The following is a 14,883-nucleotide window of genomic DNA, read 5'->3' on the forward strand; positions in this document are numbered from 1 at the left end:
GGCCAGTCCGAACTGACGGTATCCCGGGCGGGCACTGCCTGGCCGGGATCGCCTCGTCACTCCTGACTGACGACAGTGCGTGCATTTCGATAGCAATAAAAAGAGGGGGAGACCCTGATGAATTACAACTGGGACTGGGGCGTATTCTTCAAGTCCACCGGCGTCGGCAGCGAGACCTATCTGGACTGGTTCATCTCCGGTCTGGGCTGGACCATCGCCATTGCTGTAGTTGCCTGGATCATTGCCCTGATACTGGGTTCGGTGCTGGGCGTCATGCGCACCGTGCCAAACCGTCTGGTGTCGGGCATCGCCACGGTATACGTGGAAATCTTCCGTAATGTGCCACTGCTGGTGCAGCTGTTCATCTGGTACTTCCTGGTGCCCGACCTGCTGCCGGAAAACCTGCAGGAGTGGTACAAGCAAGACCTGAACCCGACCACCTCCGCGTTCCTCAGCGTAGTGGTCTGCCTTGGCCTGTTCACCGCTGCACGGGTCTGCGAACAGGTGCGTACCGGCATTGAGGCACTGCCCAAGGGCCAGGAATCGGCCGCACGCGCCATGGGCTTCAAGCTGCCACAGATCTACTGGAACGTGCTGTTGCCGCAGGCTTACCGGATCATCATTCCGCCGCTCACCTCCGAATTCCTGAACGTGTTCAAGAACTCATCGGTCGCGTCGCTGATTGGCCTGATGGAGCTGCTCGCGCAGACCAAACAGACCGCCGAGTTCTCCGCCAACCTGTTCGAGGCCTTCACCCTCGCGACCCTCATCTACTTCACGCTGAACATGAGCCTGATGCTGCTGATGCGTGTGATCGAGAAGAAAGTCGCCGTACCGGGACTCATCTCACTGGGGGGCAAATAAATGGACTTCACTGGAATCGTTCCGGCCATTCCCGGTCTGTGGAACGGCATGGTCATGACCCTCAAGCTGATGGCGATGGGTGTCGTCGGCGGCCTGGTGCTTGGCACGCTGCTGGCGTTGATGCGCCTGTCATCGAACAAGCTGCTGGCCAATGTGGCCGGCGCCTACGTGAACTACTTTCGTTCGATCCCGCTGCTGCTGGTGATCACCTGGTTCTATCTGGCCGTGCCGTTCGTGCTGCGCTGGATTACCGGTAAGGACACGCCCATCGGTGCGTTCGCCTCCTGCGTCGTGGCCTTCATGATGTTCGAAGCCGCGTACTTCTGCGAAATCGTCCGTGCCGGTGTGCAGTCGATCTCCAAGGGACAAATGGGCGCCGCTCAGGCGCTGGGCATGAACTACTCGCAAATGATGCGACTGATCATCCTGCCCCAGGCGTTTCGCAAGATGACCCCGCTGCTGCTGCAACAGAGCATCATTCTGTTTCAGGACACCTCCCTGGTGTACACCGTCGGCCTCGTCGATTTTCTCAACGCATCGCGCTCCAGTGGCGACATCATCGGGCGCGCCAACGAGTTCCTGATCATTGCCGGCCTGGTGTATTTCACGATCAGCTTTGCCGCCTCGCTGCTGGTGAAGCGTCTGCAAAAAAGGTTTGCCGTATGATTTCCATCAAAAACGTCAACAAGTGGTATGGGGACTTCCAGGTACTGACCGATTGCAGCACCGAGGTCAGCAAGGGCGAAGTGGTGGTGGTGTGCGGCCCGTCCGGCTCGGGCAAATCGACCCTGATCAAATGCGTGAACGCGCTGGAGCCGTTTCAGAAAGGCGAGATCGTCGTCGACGGCACATCGATCTCCGACTCGAAGACCAACCTGCCGAAACTGCGCTCGCGGGTCGGCATGGTGTTTCAGCACTTCGAACTGTTTCCGCACCTGAGCATTGTCGAAAACCTGACCATCGCGCAGATCAAGGTACTGGGCCGCAGCAAGGCCGAAGCCACCGAGAAGGGTCTGAAGCTGCTGGACCGCGTCGGTCTTTCCGAGCATGCGCACAAGCATCCCGGCCAGCTTTCCGGTGGGCAGCAACAGCGTGTCGCCATCGCGCGCGCGCTGGCGATGGACCCGGTGGTCATGCTGTTCGACGAGCCCACGTCCGCACTTGACCCGGAAATGGTCAATGAAGTGCTCGATGTGATGGTGCAACTGGCCCAGGAAGGCATGACCATGATGTGCGTGACCCACGAAATGGGTTTCGCGCGCAAAGTCGCCAACCGGGTGATTTTCATGGACAAGGGGCAGATCGTCGAAGACTGCGCCAAGGAAGAGTTTTTCGGTGACGTGAGCGCACGCTCGGAACGCGCCCAGCAATTCCTCGCCAAGATTCTTCAGCACTAGGCAATAGCTTGACGGCTGTCCGCCTATCAGCGGGCAGCTGTTCGGTCCAGGACGACTGTGATGAAATGCGACCCCACTCTTTATCGCGCCGCCCCGCCATCACTCGCCGTGAAACCCCGTCTGATCCGTCAACTGTTTCTGCCGCCGCTGATCCTCATGCTGATGATCGGGCTGGGCTATATCGCCTATCTGGTCAGTGAACACAGCGGCATCAAGAGCCTGCGCGAAACCGGCGAACGCCAGCTTGAGCTGCACGCGCGCACGGTCGAGAGCGAAATCAGCAAATACACCTACCTGCCCAGCGTGCTGGAGCTCGAATCCAGCGTGTCGCAGTTGCTGAACGAACCGGGACCCGAGCTTCAGCAGCAGGTCAACCGCTACCTCGAAGGGCTGAATCGACGCAGTCGCAGCCGTGCCATTTATGTAATGGATACCACCGGACGCGTGCTGGCCACCAGCAACTGGCGCGACGCCGACAGTTATCAGGGTGAAGACCTGTCTTTCCGTGCCTACTTTCAGGACGCGGTGCGCGGCCTGCCCGGGCGCTTTTACGGCATCGGCACCACCACCGGAGAGTCGGGCTATTACCTGGCGCACGGGCTGGAAGACAAAGGCCGCATTATCGGCGTTGCGGTGATCAAGGTGCGCCTCGAAGCACTCGAAGAACGCTGGCAGCGGGCACGGCTGGAGGCGTTTGTCAGCGACGAGAATGGCATCATCATCCTCTCCAGCGACCCGGCCCGGCGTCTGAAATCAGTGCGCCCGCTCACGGCTGAGGTCAAGGAACGCCTGGCTCGCAGCCTGCAATATTACTGGTGGCCGCTCAACGAACTGGTGCCACTGGAACGGGAAACCTTGTCCGAGGGCGTCGAGACATTGGTTTTCCCCGCCAACATCAGTGTCGACCGCGAACACAAAAAGGTCAGTTATCTGGCCCAGAGCCGCCCGCTGAGTGACACCGCCTGGCACCTGACACTGCTTACCCCGCTGGAGAATCTGCGCCGTGAAGCGGCCAATCAGGGCATGCTGGTCGCCGTGGCTTGCGCGCTGGTGACCTTTCTGCTGATCGCCTGGAACGAGCGGCGTAAGGTCATCTCGACCCGGCTTGCGGCCAGGGAAGCGCTGCAGGCTGCCAACAACGAGCTGGAACGCAAGATCGCCGAACGTACCGAACACCTGCGGGCCAGCAACGAACGCCTCAAGGCGCAGATTCGTGAACGAAGGCAGGCTGAAGACACCTTGCGCAAGGCGCAGGACGAGCTGGTACAGGCCGGAAAGCTGGCAGCCATCGGCCAGATGTCGACCAGCATCGCGCATGAACTGAACCAGCCTCTGGCCGCACTGCGCACCTTGTCCGGCAACACCGTGCGCTTTCTGGAACGAGGTGCGCTGGACACCGCGAGCACCAACCTGCGTACCATCAATGATCTGGTCGATCGCATGGGCCGCATCACCGCCAGCCTGCGCGCATTCGCCAGACGCGGCGACGATCAGGGCCAGGCGCAACTGAGCAAGGCTGTCGATGCGGCGATGCAATTGCTGGGCGTGCGCGTGGAGCAGTCCGGTCTGACGCTGCATCGAGACTTCGTCGACGCCACCCTGACCATCGACCAGACCCGCCTGGAACAGATTCTGGTCAACCTGATCGGCAACGCACTGGACGCCATGTTCGACCTGCAGCAACCGGAGTTATGGCTCACCGGATCGGTTATCGACGGCCGATACCGTCTGCGGGTACGTGATAACGGGCACGGCGTCGATGCCGACGCGCGCAAGCATCTGTTTGAACCTTTTTTCACCACCAAACCGGGCGAACAAGGCCTGGGCCTGGGCCTGACACTGTCGGCGAGCCTTGCCGCCGCAGCCGGGGGCAGCCTGAGCGCAGAGCATCCGCAGGACGGCGGTACGACGTTTGTCCTGAGCCTGCCGTTCATCCCCGATGCCCGCCACCCGGACAGCCCGACATGAGACGACACCCATGAGCATAAACAGCGACCTGACCGTCCTGATCGTCGAAGACGATCCGCATGTATTGCTCGGCTGCCAGCAGGCCCTCGCGCTGGAAGACATCGCCAGCGAGGGCGTTTCGAGCGCCGAAGAGGCCTTGAAACGTATTGATGACAACTTCGCCGGTATCGTCATCAGCGATATTCGCTTGCCGGGTATCGACGGGCTGGAGTTGCTGAGCCGTCTCAAGGCACGTGACAGCAGCCTGCCGGTGGTGCTCATCACCGGCCATGGCGACATCACCATGGCCGTCAACGCAATGCGCGATGGCGCTTACGATTTCATGGAGAAACCCTTTTCGCCTGAGCGTCTGGTCGACGTCACCCGGCGCGCACTGGAGCAACGCGGCCTGGCCCGTGAAGTGTGGGCCTTGCGCAAGCAACTGGCCGAACGCGATTCGCTGGAAGGCCGGATCATCGGCCGCTCCCCGGCCATGCAAAACCTGCGTGCGTTGATTGCCAACGTCGCCGACACCTCGGCCAACGTACTGATCGAAGGTGAAACCGGCACGGGCAAGGAACTGGTCGCGCGCTGCCTGCACGATTTCAGTCGGCGCAAGGACAGCCAGTTCGTGGCGCTCAACTGTGGCGGGCTGGCGGAAAGCCTGTTCGAGTCGGAAATCTTCGGCCATGAAGCCAACGCCTTTACCGGCGCGGGCAAGCGGCGCATCGGCAAGATCGAACACGCGCACAACGGCACGCTGTTTCTCGATGAAGTGGAAAGCATGCCGGTCAATCTGCAGATCAAGCTGCTGCGCGTCCTGCAGGAGCGAACCCTCGAGCGGCTGGGTTCCAACCAGAGCGTCGCCGTGGATTGCCGGGTCATAGCGGCGACCAAATCCGATTTGAATGCCTTGGGCAAAACCAATCAGTTCCGCAGCGATCTGTATTACCGCCTCAACGTTGTCACGCTTGAACTGCCACCCTTGCGTGAGCGCCGCGAAGACATTCTGCAGTTGTTCGAACACTTCCTGCAGTTGTCGTCGTTACGCTTCGACCGCGAACCGCCCGTGCTGGATCGGCAAACCAGCTCGAACCTGATGAGCCATGACTGGCCGGGCAATGTACGCGAACTGCGCAACGTGGCCGAGCGGTTTGCCTTGGGTCTGCCAGCGTTCAAGCAGTCAGGCACGGTCAGTGAAAACCAGAGTCTGGGGTTTGCCGAAGCGGTCGAAGCCTTCGAACGCTCATTGCTCGGCGACGCCTTGCAACGCAGCGGCGGCAACCTCAGCCAGGCCAGTCAGGAACTGGGCATGGCCAAGACCACACTGTTCGACAAGGTCAAGAAATACGGGCTTTGAGCACTGCGCCCGATCTGGAGCACGCGGCGTAGCGCAGATCTGTGACGCAGAGCGTCACCCACTGCACTCCCACGCTGGAGCGTGAGGAACGATAGGCGTTCACGCCCCTACGCCGGAGCGCGAGGAACGATAGGCGTGCGCAAGATACCTATCGTGCCCATGCTCCGCGTGGGCATGCCTTTCCGGACGCTCTGCGTCCGATCCTGCACAGACAGTGCGTTACTGCGATTCACCGACAATCTGGCGAATCGCGCTGACGAACACCTCGACCGGCTGACCGCCCGAGACGGCGTACTGGTCGTTGAAGACCATGGTCGGCACGGAGGTGATACCGCGAGACGTCCAGAGCTGCTCGGCCTCACGAACCTCGGCGGTGTACTCGTCACTGCCCAGGATGGCCTGAGCACGCAGACGGTCCAGGCCGACCTTCTGCGCCACAGCTGCCAGAGTCTGGTGATCGGACGGGTCTTTCAGGTCGCTGAAATACGCCTCGAACAGCGCCTGCTTCAACGCGTGCTGCTTGCCTTGCTGTTCGGCCCAGTGCAGCAGGCGATGGGCATCGAACGTGTTGTAGATACGCCGCTCGCCGCTGGCAAAGGTGAAGCCGAGTTCAGCACCGCGTTCACGGATGGTTTCGTGAATACCTTCGATCTGTTCCGGCGTGGAGCCGTACTTTTCGGCGATGTGTTCTTTGATGTCCTGCCCTTCGGCAGGCATGTTCGGGTTCAGCTCGAAAGGCTGGAAGTGAATGTGCGCTTGCACCTCATCCCCAAGTGCCTCCAGCGCCTGATCCAGCGCGCGCAGACCAATGACGCACCAGGGGCAGGAAACATCGGAGATGAAGTCGATCTTCAGTGCAGTTGTCATGTCGGCCCTTTTCGGTAAGCAAAGGTCACACGATACACCTCTGCCCATGCCTGACAACCGGGCCGGCTTACAACTGAGCCAGGTTGCGTCCGTCTTCATGCTGGGCCTTCAGGTACGGCAGCACTGCACCGAGCAACGGGGCCTTGAAGGCCTCCTGAAAACGGTGCGCCAGCCCCGGAATCAGGCGCAGCTGGCTGCCCTGAATGTGCGCGGCCACATGCACACCATGCATGACCGGCAACAGCGGGTCAGCCGTGCCGTGAACCACCAGTACCGGCAGACGCAGACGGTTCAGCAGTTCCACGCGGCTGGGCTCGGCCAGAATCGCCATGATCTGGCGCTTCACACCCTCGGGATTGAACGCCCGGTCATAGGAAACAGCCGCCTGATGCAGCAATTGCTGGCGATCGTCCTTGACCTGCGGGCTGCCCAGCGCGGCAAGCAGATCGGCCTGTTGCTCGATCGCCACTTCCCGATTGGGCGCGCCGCGCCGCGCCAACAGTTGCATAAGCGCGGTACTGGGCATAGGCAAACCCTGCGCACCGGAACTGGTCATGATCAGCGTCAGGCTTTCGACCCGCGACGGCGCCAGATCGGCAAGATGCTGAGCGATCATGCCGCCCATGCTCGCGCCCAACACGTGAAACTGGCGAATCTGCAATGCATCCATCAGACCCAGTGCATCGTCGGCCATATCAGTCAACGAATAGGGTGCCGAGACAGGCAGGCCAAGTTTGTAACGCAGCACTTCGAACGTCAGATTGGCATCCGCTGGCTGTTGCACCCACGAAGACAGACCCACATCGCGATTGTCGTAACGAATCACCCGATAGCCCTGCTGACACAACGCGACCACGACTTCATCCGGCCAGTGAATCAACTGCCCACCCAGCCCCATCACCAACAGCAAGGCAGGGTCGGACTCGCTGCCAATACTCTGGTAGGCAATCCGCACATCCTTGAGGTTGGCCATCTGTACAGGAACATCGGTATCACAACGATCGGCCGCAAAAGACGGCAAGCCGCACAGAAGCGCGGCCAGAAAAATTAAAACCCGCATGAAAAACACCAAAAAACAGAACCCCAGTAGGCCGCGAGTCTGATGATGTTTTTCCAAGCGCGCTGCCACACTTGCGTGACAGTTTGATGAATGGCGCTGAGCGGTCGTTAATCGGGTATTACATTACGCAGCGACCTGATCCGCCACCATCAGGTTTTCCCCAAAACGGGCGCGCGCTTCGAGCAACGATTCCTGATGCCAGTTCGAATGCGTATCGCACTCGCCCAGGGACAGAACCTTGTAAACCGGCAGACGATCAAACACCGGGGCCAGCAGCTCCGGTTCGGTCACGCTGTCCAGATGCAACCCTGCAACCGGCAGCAAGGCCGCGACACCCAGGTTGGGCCGCAGGTCACCGTGATAGAGGCCGATGAGCTTCTTCAACGGCGAATACTGAAGAATGTGATAGGCACGTTCGAAGGCGTTGCTCCATGCCAGCGGCAGGTCGAGCGCGAGGATCGGTTCGTCGATCTGAATCCACTCGACACCGCGCGCAGCCAGACGCCCGAAGATCTCGCCATACACCGGCAGCAGATGCTCCAGCAGGTCGAGGCGATCTACCTCGTCACCCTGAACGTCACTTAGCCAGAGCAGTGTCAGAGGACCGATCAATGCAGGTTTGCGGCCTTGCTCGCCTGCTTCAGCGACGCTCGCCAGCAACGACGCCCAATCGGGCTGAAAACGCTGGTCGCGTTTCAGGTGTGGCACCTGCTGCGGGTAACGCGCCATCAACCAGGTGCGCAATTCGACGCCCGTGGTCGTAACACCCTGATCCTGTTTCCAGAAAGCCTGCAGAGCGTGCTGCAGTTCACGGTCTGCGCCAATGTGAAAATAGTCCGGGTGTTGAGTCAGGGCCACGATGCGTCCTCCATAAAAGATGGGGCTATTGTCGACAGCTGACACAACATGAGACAAACTCATTTTTTTCGTGTTGATCACAAATACTGCTCATGGAGCACTGACCGTGCTTGAAATACGCCACCTCAAAACCCTGCATGCCCTGCGCGAGGCCGACAGCCTTGTGGAGGCAGCCGAGCGCCTGCATTTGACGCAGTCGGCGCTGTCCCATCAGTTCAAGGAGCTGGAAGAGCGCATGGGCATGCCGCTGTTTGTACGCAAGACCAAACCGGTGCGCTTTACCAGCGCCGGTTTGCGCCTGCTGCAACTGGCCGACTCCATCCTGCCGCAACTGCGCAGTGCCGAGCGCGACATCGCCCGACTGGCCGGTGGTACGGCGGGACGCCTGCACATGGCAATCGAGTGCCACAGCTGTTTTCAGTGGCTGATGCCGACCATCGACCAGTTCCGCGATGCCTGGCCCGAGGTCGAACTGGACCTGTCTTCCGGTTTCTCGTTCGCGCCCTTGCCTGCCCTGGCGCGTGGCGATCTGGACCTGGTGGTGACCTCGGACCCGCTGGAATTGCCCGGCATCACCTACGTGCCGCTGTTTACCTATGAAGCGATGCTGGCGGTGGCCAATCAACATGCGCTGGCAACCAGGCCCTACATCGTCCCGGAAGACTTGCTGAGTGAAACGCTGATCACTTACCCGGTGGAACGCGACCGGCTGGACATCTTCACGCGCTTTCTGGAGCCCGCCGACATCGAACCGGCACAGGTACGAACATCAGAGTTGACGGTGATGATGATGCAACTGGTCGCCAGCGGGCGCGGGGTCTGCGGCATGCCGCACTGGGCGCTGCATGAATACAGCTCACGCGGCTATGTGAAGGCCAAGCGGTTGGGCGAGAAAGGACTGTTTGCGACGCTCTATGCCGGTATCCGCGCCGACATGCTCGACGCACCGTACATGCGCGATTTCCTGCTGACCGCCAAGGACACCTCGTTTTCGACGCTCGACGGGGTAAGTGTGGTTCGCTGACAGTGCCGTCCTGCACCACGATGCAGGACGACTGCGCCGTTCAGCTACGTGCTGCCTGCCGCTTCAGATACAGCGGCAGGATCAGATCGCGGGTCAACGGGGCCAGTTGCAAACCCGCATGACTGTCCGCGTCAACCCACAGCACTTCCTCGATCTCCGCGGCAGGCACTGCCTCAGCGTCAGTCCTGACCTCATACAACTGACAGTTGACCTCGAAACCGGGCTCGTTGGCGGCAGGTGCCGTGAACTCACCAAGAAACACCGCCTGCGCCGGATCGACGCTCAGCCCGAGCTCTTCTTCGAGCTCTCTGGCCAAGGCTTGCGCTGCCGGTTCACCGGGCTCGATCTTGCCGCCCGGCTGCATGAAGGCCTGGGTACCGCGCTTGCGCACCAGCAGGGTCCGGCCATCTGCACCGATCAGCAGCGCCGCCGCGATGCGGATGATCTTCATGGAAAGATCTCCGTTTTCAGCAGCCGCGCCTGATCAGCCCGTTCCAGCGCCAGAACGATCAGGCGATGGATCAGTTCGGCATACGACAGACCGCTGGCCTGCCAGAGCTTGGGGTACATGCTGATCGAGGTGAAGCCCGGCAGCGTGTTGACCTCGTTGATGATGATGTCGCGCCCTTCGGTGACGAAGAAATCGACCCGCGAGAGCCCTGCGCAGCCCAGCACCTTGTACGCCTGCAACGCGACGTCACGCACCTGATCACTCAGATCGGCGGGCAGCTCGGCGGGAATGGCGATGCGTGCCTGATCGCCATTCAGGTACTTGGTGTCGTAGGCATAGAATTCATCGTTGGCAATCACTTCGCCACAGACACTGACCTGCGCATCGAAGTTACCCAATACCGCGCACTCCACTTCCCGGCCAACGATGCCCTGCTCGATCAGCAGCTTGTGATCGAACTCGAAACCCAGCGCCAGTGCTGCCGCGAAACCGGCCTCGTCAGACACCTTGCTCACGCCCACCGATGAACCCTGGTTGGCCGGCTTGACGAACATCGGCAGCCCCAACTGGTCGGCAGCCTCCGTGAAAGAAAGGCTCTCTCCACGCGACAGGACCCTGAACGGCGCGACGGCAATGCCCGCATCGCGCAGCAGACGCTTGGTCACGTCCTTGTCCATGCAGGCCGCAGAGGACAGCACATCGGCGCCGACAAAAGGCACGGCCAGCATGCGCAGCAGACCCTGCAACGCGCCGTCTTCACCAAAAGCGCCGTGGATCAGCGGGAATACCACATCGATGGCTGCCAGTGGCTGGCCTGACTCGACGTCGACAAACTGCCCGCCGATACTGCCCGGCAGCAAGGACAATGGCTTGCCTGATGCGCTCAGTTTGATCCGTGCAGGATCAGTGGCATTAAGCAGGTAATCGGCTTCGTCGAAATGCAGCCAGCGGCCCAGCTTGTCGACGCCGATCAGGGTCAGTGCATAGCGTTCACGATCAATCGCATTGATCACGTTGCGTGCCGACTGCAACGAAACCTCATGCTCGCTGGATTGCCCACCGAAAACGATGGCGACTGACTTTTTCAAAGCGGTTACTCCTGTTTTTCAGGCCGCGAAGATAAAAGCAATGTCGGCTGTTAGTCCAGTAGATGATTGGCCGTTGGCCTGAAATTCAGACAAAAAAATCCCGGTCGTGGGCAATCCATGCGAAATGCCCAAGACCGGGAGGTCAAACCACTCATTGAGCGGCTGCGGTTTCTTTCTTGCCAGCAGAGCCAAAGGTGGCGAAACGCTTGTTGAAACCCGCGATCCGGCCTTCGGTGGTGGCCTTGCGCTGCTGCCCGGTGTACATCGGGTGCGAGGCACTGGAAACGTCGAGCGCAACATAAGGATAGGTAGTGCCGTCGGTGTGCTGTTGCGTGCGGTCCGTGTCTACGGTCGAGCCGATAAGAAAGTAGGCGTCGGCAGCGGTGTCGTGGAACAGCACGGTGCGGTATTGAGGATGGATATCGGGTTTCATCGTGATCTCTCCGGTGAGTTGACTGAAATAGTTATACAGTAACATAACGGAAGATGAGAATGACTGCTGTTGATTGCCATCATTGGTGAGGTTGATCGAACACGCACACGGTGCCGCTGTCGGCGTAACGCCGCCGGGCCGCTTGAGCCAGAGACATTCTGTAATAGCGCGCCTTTGCAATTGCCCTCGATTAGCGGCACCCTGCCGCGCCGCCGAACGTCACTGGTCGCCGGCCAGGAACCTGAGCCTCTGTGGCCTATCTTTACTCATTCGCACTTTCAAGAGTCCACCGTTATGAATAACGGACGCGATCATCGAATCGACTTCTTTCGCGGCCTGGCGCTGATCTTCATATTCTGGGATCACGTGCCGGACAATCCTCTGGCGCAACTGACTGTACGCAACTTCGGCTTCAGCGACGCGGCGGAAATCTTCGTTTTCCTCGCCGGTTACGCCTCGATCCTGGCCTACGGGCGGATCGCTCGACGTGACGGCATGCTGGTGGCTGGCGTGCGGATCCTGCGCCGGACCTGGGTGCTGTATGTGGTGCATATCTTTCTGCTGACCCTGCTGATGGGCATCGTCTTCGTCGCCAACAATCACGTCGAGACGCGCGACATGGTCCAGCAGATGGGCCTTGAATACTTTGTCGGCAACCCGCAACAGGCATTGGCCGATGAACTGCTGCTGCGCTTCAAACCCAACCTGACCGACCCGTTGCCGCTGTATATCGTGCTGTTGCTGACTTTGCCGCTGACCTTGCCACTGATGCTGCGCAAACTCGAAGTGGCCGTCGGCCTGTCGATTGCCCTGTACCTGATGGTGCCGTTACTGGGCTGGAACCTGCGCGCCTACGAAGGCGGCGGTGTCTGGTACTTCAACCCGGTGGCCTGGCAGCTGCTGTTCGTGCTCGGCGGTGCGTGCGCGTTGCGCAGCGAAACAGCCACGACAGCTGAGCGCCCTCCGTTGCGCCAGCAACCCTTGTTCATGCTGGCCGCCATCTACGTGCTGATCGCAGGCATCCTGACCTTCAGCGAAAAATGGCCCGGGCTGCACGCCGCGCTGGTCTCCAGCCTGCACCTTGAAAGCCTTTACCCGATCAGCAAGACCGATCTTGCGCCCGTCCGGTTACTGCACTTCCTTGCCCTGGTCTACGTCGTCGCCCGACTGCTGCCAACCTCAAGCACCTGGCTGGAAAACTGGCCTGCGCGCCAGACCTGTCGCATGGGCCGCTATTCACTGGAAGTCTTTTGCCTGGGCGTCCTGCTCGCCCCGTTGGCTGACATGGCCAATGCACTGGCAGGCGATACATGGCCCATGCAAGTGACGACCGCAATTGTCGGCCTGGGGTTGATGATGTTGATGGCCAATGGGCTGGAGTTGAATAAACGCCTAGGGACATCGCCACACCTGTTGCCAACTTGAGAACAGCGTCACGTTTGCATGCCCTCTCGGAGATTTCCTACTGGTTTGTCAGGCCAAGTTTTTCAGGAACTGGCCGCTATCCGGTATGAGACCAAAGAGAGGGCAATGCTTTGAACATAAATGGAATTCCAAATCCGGCAAACATCCCGCAACAGTCCGCGTTGGTAACCGGTGTTAAGAACGTTGATCCGACAGAAGACATCAGTCTTCAAGAGGCCATTGCATCTGACGAAAAAGCGACAGAAAAAAAAGTATTCTATGACGATCAGAAAGAGCCGTGGTTATTGGAGTCGATCAACGAACACATCACAAACAGGCTTGACTACGTAGCTCACAAAAAGAGACTCGACGTGCTGGAGCTTGCGCTGGTAAATGTCACCTATGATAGCTTTCGAAAAGAACTGCAAGAAACCCACCCCGACATTGCACGTAAAAACTTTGGCTTCACACTGACCGAAAGTGCATCCATCAAGATAATTGACTACGATAACAGCCTGACTGCAAACGACACATCAGTTCTTACCCACGCCATCAACGAGTTCAGAGAACTCAAGGAGCAAATACAACATCATGCAAAGACCATCATGACCCTGGTGGACCACGACCATGAAACATTTGGCGGCCGATACAAGCTGGATATCAGTAATTTTCAAGACGTGATCGACTATGGCAAGATCATGAACACCAGCGTACAAAAAATGCAGGACGAATGGATAAATCAAGTTCAAAGTAATGCTGAAAAACGGGACTTCTCGTATATTTCGTTGGCGGTATGAAACATCAGTCTGGCGAGACAAATGATTCGCCAGGCTGAGTTAGACGTTAACCGCGAGGAGCAACAGCTCGTACAACGGTTTGTGTGCAAATATGCCCCATAAAGACGATACGAGGGGTCGCTGTCATTGGCCCCAACGAAAAAATATGCACGATATAACCAGCAATTTTGTAGTAACTCCGTCATGTATTAAAACATCTTTTTTTGTGCACAAAGTCTTGGGCCTCCAAGCCTCCGCAGCAGCGTCCGAACTCGATACACTGAGAGGCATAGCCGTTGGAGTCGCTTATTGCAATCATGCCCATAGGTATTCTCAAAAATTATGCAGAGGCAGGTTGCTACTGACAACATCGACGCAATAGATATTGAATCAATTAGTCAACCCTTCGCGCTGAAAATACAGAAACCTCCTACAAAAAACTATCCCATCTGCATTCTAGGAAAAGTCCTACGCAACAAACAGGAAAAGTTTTTCAGCGCAATGCCGTTAGAGAGTTGTCACCAACAGCGAAGGGCGTTTCAAAATGAACATCAACTCCCCTACCAACACTATTTATAAGCAGCCATTTCCCCGCCAAATAACCTCACTAGAGGCACGCCCAGAAAAAGATGCTCAAACGGTCGAAAAACAACGCAACCCTAATGAAGAATTCTACCGCTATGAGGACTCTCCGTGGCTAACAAAAAACTCAAGAGGTGAAATCGCATCATTCTACAAGAGGCTTCCCAAAGAAGATATTGATGACCTTAGAGACAAATACCTGAAGGAGCTAATTAAAACATCGAACGCAGAAATGTGCCGCATGTTCGACAATTACCACGAATTCAAACAACAGCTTCCTTATTTAAATTTGGAGCTGTCAAATAAGCATTTTGGTTTCACACTGGGTTTCAACGAGGCCATTCAGGTTACAGATCCCGACGGTGTACTCACCCCCGCAGAATTCACCTACCTGACCGAGAAGTTGAACGAGCGCCAGTCACTGAAAGACGACCTACGAAAGAATGCTAAAAGCGTCATGGAACTCGTAGACCAATATACGGAAAAGCTTGACAACCGCCACACGCTTAACCTGGAGAATTACAGCAAGATTATTGACTACGGACAGGTATTCAGCCGCAACCACATCGGCAATTTCATCAACACGATTCTTTATCAAGTGGAGCGTAATGCGCCGAAGCGTGAGGATGAGCACAGGTCCATAATTGACATTCACGCTTGACTTATACACGATTAGGACTCTACAGAGCCCTAATCTTTCAGCAACAGGAAAAGGCATTTTTTGTCAGGCGCGGCAGCCTTGCTTGCAGAAATGGAAAATATTCTGCCTGGA

15 protein-coding genes and 1 pseudogene are annotated in these 14,883 nt (G+C 58.1%); 9 read left to right on the forward strand and 7 right to left on the reverse strand.

Features of this window, described 5'->3' with window-relative positions; all coding sequences use genetic code 11:
* Positions 1–117 precede the first annotated feature (117 nt).
* The 5 genes from AC54XV_RS20400 to aauR are packed head-to-tail and all read left to right on the forward strand — an operon-like array spanning position 118 to position 5,568.
* A complete protein-coding gene (locus AC54XV_RS20400; RefSeq protein ID WP_024639293.1) occupies positions 118–864 on the forward strand; it encodes an amino acid ABC transporter permease in 747 nt (248 codons plus the stop codon).
* On the forward strand, positions 865–1,530 hold the full coding sequence (locus AC54XV_RS20405) for an amino acid ABC transporter permease (protein WP_058398687.1): 666 nt from the start codon (positions 865–867) through the stop codon (positions 1,528–1,530).
* Positions 1,527–2,261, forward strand: a complete 735-nt coding sequence (locus AC54XV_RS20410; protein ID WP_024639292.1) for an amino acid ABC transporter ATP-binding protein — start codon at positions 1,527–1,529, stop codon at positions 2,259–2,261. The genes AC54XV_RS20405 and AC54XV_RS20410 overlap by 4 nt, the downstream gene beginning before the upstream one ends.
* Positions 2,262–2,321: 60 nt before the next feature.
* Positions 2,322–4,229, forward strand: a complete 1,908-nt coding sequence (gene aauS / locus AC54XV_RS20415) for a two-component sensor histidine kinase AauS (protein WP_011268729.1) — start codon at positions 2,322–2,324, stop codon at positions 4,227–4,229.
* Positions 4,230–4,239: 10 nt separating this feature from the next.
* The gene (gene aauR, locus AC54XV_RS20420) at positions 4,240–5,568 is read left to right on the forward strand and encodes a two-component response regulator AauR (protein ID WP_011268730.1); all 1,329 of its coding nucleotides are present in this window, start codon (positions 4,240–4,242) and stop codon (positions 5,566–5,568) included.
* A gap of 219 nt (positions 5,569–5,787) precedes the next feature.
* On the opposite strand, the gene AC54XV_RS20425 is transcribed toward aauR, so the two are convergent.
* The 3 genes from AC54XV_RS20425 to AC54XV_RS20435 all read right to left on the reverse strand — a co-directional run bounded on the left by AC54XV_RS20425 (position 5,788) and on the right by AC54XV_RS20435 (position 8,353).
* Positions 5,788–6,435, reverse strand: a complete 648-nt coding sequence (locus AC54XV_RS20425; RefSeq protein WP_011268731.1) for a DsbA family oxidoreductase — start codon at positions 6,433–6,435, stop codon at positions 5,788–5,790.
* Positions 6,436–6,502: 67 nt separating this feature from the next.
* A complete protein-coding gene (locus AC54XV_RS20430; RefSeq protein WP_011268732.1) occupies positions 6,503–7,495 on the reverse strand; it encodes an alpha/beta fold hydrolase in 993 nt (330 codons plus the stop codon).
* A gap of 123 nt (positions 7,496–7,618) precedes the next feature.
* Complete coding sequence (locus AC54XV_RS20435) at positions 7,619–8,353, reverse strand: 5-methyltetrahydropteroyltriglutamate--homocysteine methyltransferase (protein WP_024642364.1); 735 nt, start codon at positions 8,351–8,353, stop codon at positions 7,619–7,621.
* A 106-nt stretch (positions 8,354–8,459) separates the two neighbouring features.
* Between AC54XV_RS20435 and metR the strand changes: the two genes are divergently transcribed.
* Positions 8,460–9,377: a transcriptional regulator MetR gene (gene metR, locus AC54XV_RS20440; protein WP_003405405.1), complete on the forward strand. Its 918-nt coding sequence runs from the start codon at positions 8,460–8,462 to the stop codon at positions 9,375–9,377.
* A gap of 40 nt (positions 9,378–9,417) precedes the next feature.
* Here the strand turns inward: metR and AC54XV_RS20445 are convergent, their stop codons facing one another.
* The 3 genes from AC54XV_RS20445 to AC54XV_RS20455 form a co-directional block, all read right to left on the reverse strand.
* The gene (locus tag AC54XV_RS20445) at positions 9,418–9,828 is read right to left on the reverse strand and encodes an NUDIX hydrolase (RefSeq protein WP_011268734.1); all 411 of its coding nucleotides are present in this window, start codon (positions 9,826–9,828) and stop codon (positions 9,418–9,420) included.
* Positions 9,825–10,916, reverse strand: a complete 1,092-nt coding sequence (gene ddlA / locus AC54XV_RS20450; protein WP_024660518.1) for a D-alanine--D-alanine ligase — start codon at positions 10,914–10,916, stop codon at positions 9,825–9,827. Before ddlA ends, AC54XV_RS20445 begins: the two co-directional genes overlap by 4 nt.
* Before the next feature lie 151 nt (positions 10,917–11,067).
* Positions 11,068–11,349, reverse strand: coding sequence for a type B 50S ribosomal protein L31 (locus AC54XV_RS20455; RefSeq protein ID WP_011268736.1), 282 nt, complete (start codon positions 11,347–11,349; stop codon positions 11,068–11,070).
* A 294-nt stretch (positions 11,350–11,643) separates the two neighbouring features.
* Between AC54XV_RS20455 and AC54XV_RS20460 the strand changes: the two genes are divergently transcribed.
* Entirely contained in the window at positions 11,644–12,774 is a 1,131-nt protein-coding gene (locus AC54XV_RS20460; RefSeq protein ID WP_057457067.1) for an OpgC domain-containing protein, read from the forward strand.
* A gap of 110 nt (positions 12,775–12,884) precedes the next feature.
* Positions 12,885–13,550 carry a hypothetical protein gene (locus AC54XV_RS20465; RefSeq protein ID WP_011268738.1) on the forward strand — a complete coding sequence of 222 codons (666 nt, stop codon included), beginning with the start codon at positions 12,885–12,887 and terminating at the stop codon, positions 13,548–13,550.
* A gap of 46 nt (positions 13,551–13,596) precedes the next feature.
* On the opposite strand, the pseudogene AC54XV_RS20470 reads toward AC54XV_RS20465, so the two are convergent.
* Positions 13,597–13,845 (reverse strand): annotated as a pseudogene (locus AC54XV_RS20470) (hypothetical protein); the annotation flags it as partial.
* A 228-nt stretch (positions 13,846–14,073) separates the two neighbouring features.
* Here AC54XV_RS20470 and AC54XV_RS20475 point away from each other — a divergent pair.
* Entirely contained in the window at positions 14,074–14,772 is a 699-nt protein-coding gene (locus AC54XV_RS20475; protein ID WP_003405391.1) for a hypothetical protein, read from the forward strand.
* The last annotated feature ends 111 nt before the right edge of the window (positions 14,773–14,883 follow it).

This window comes from Pseudomonas fragariae (ex Marin et al. 2024) (assembly GCF_059621105.1).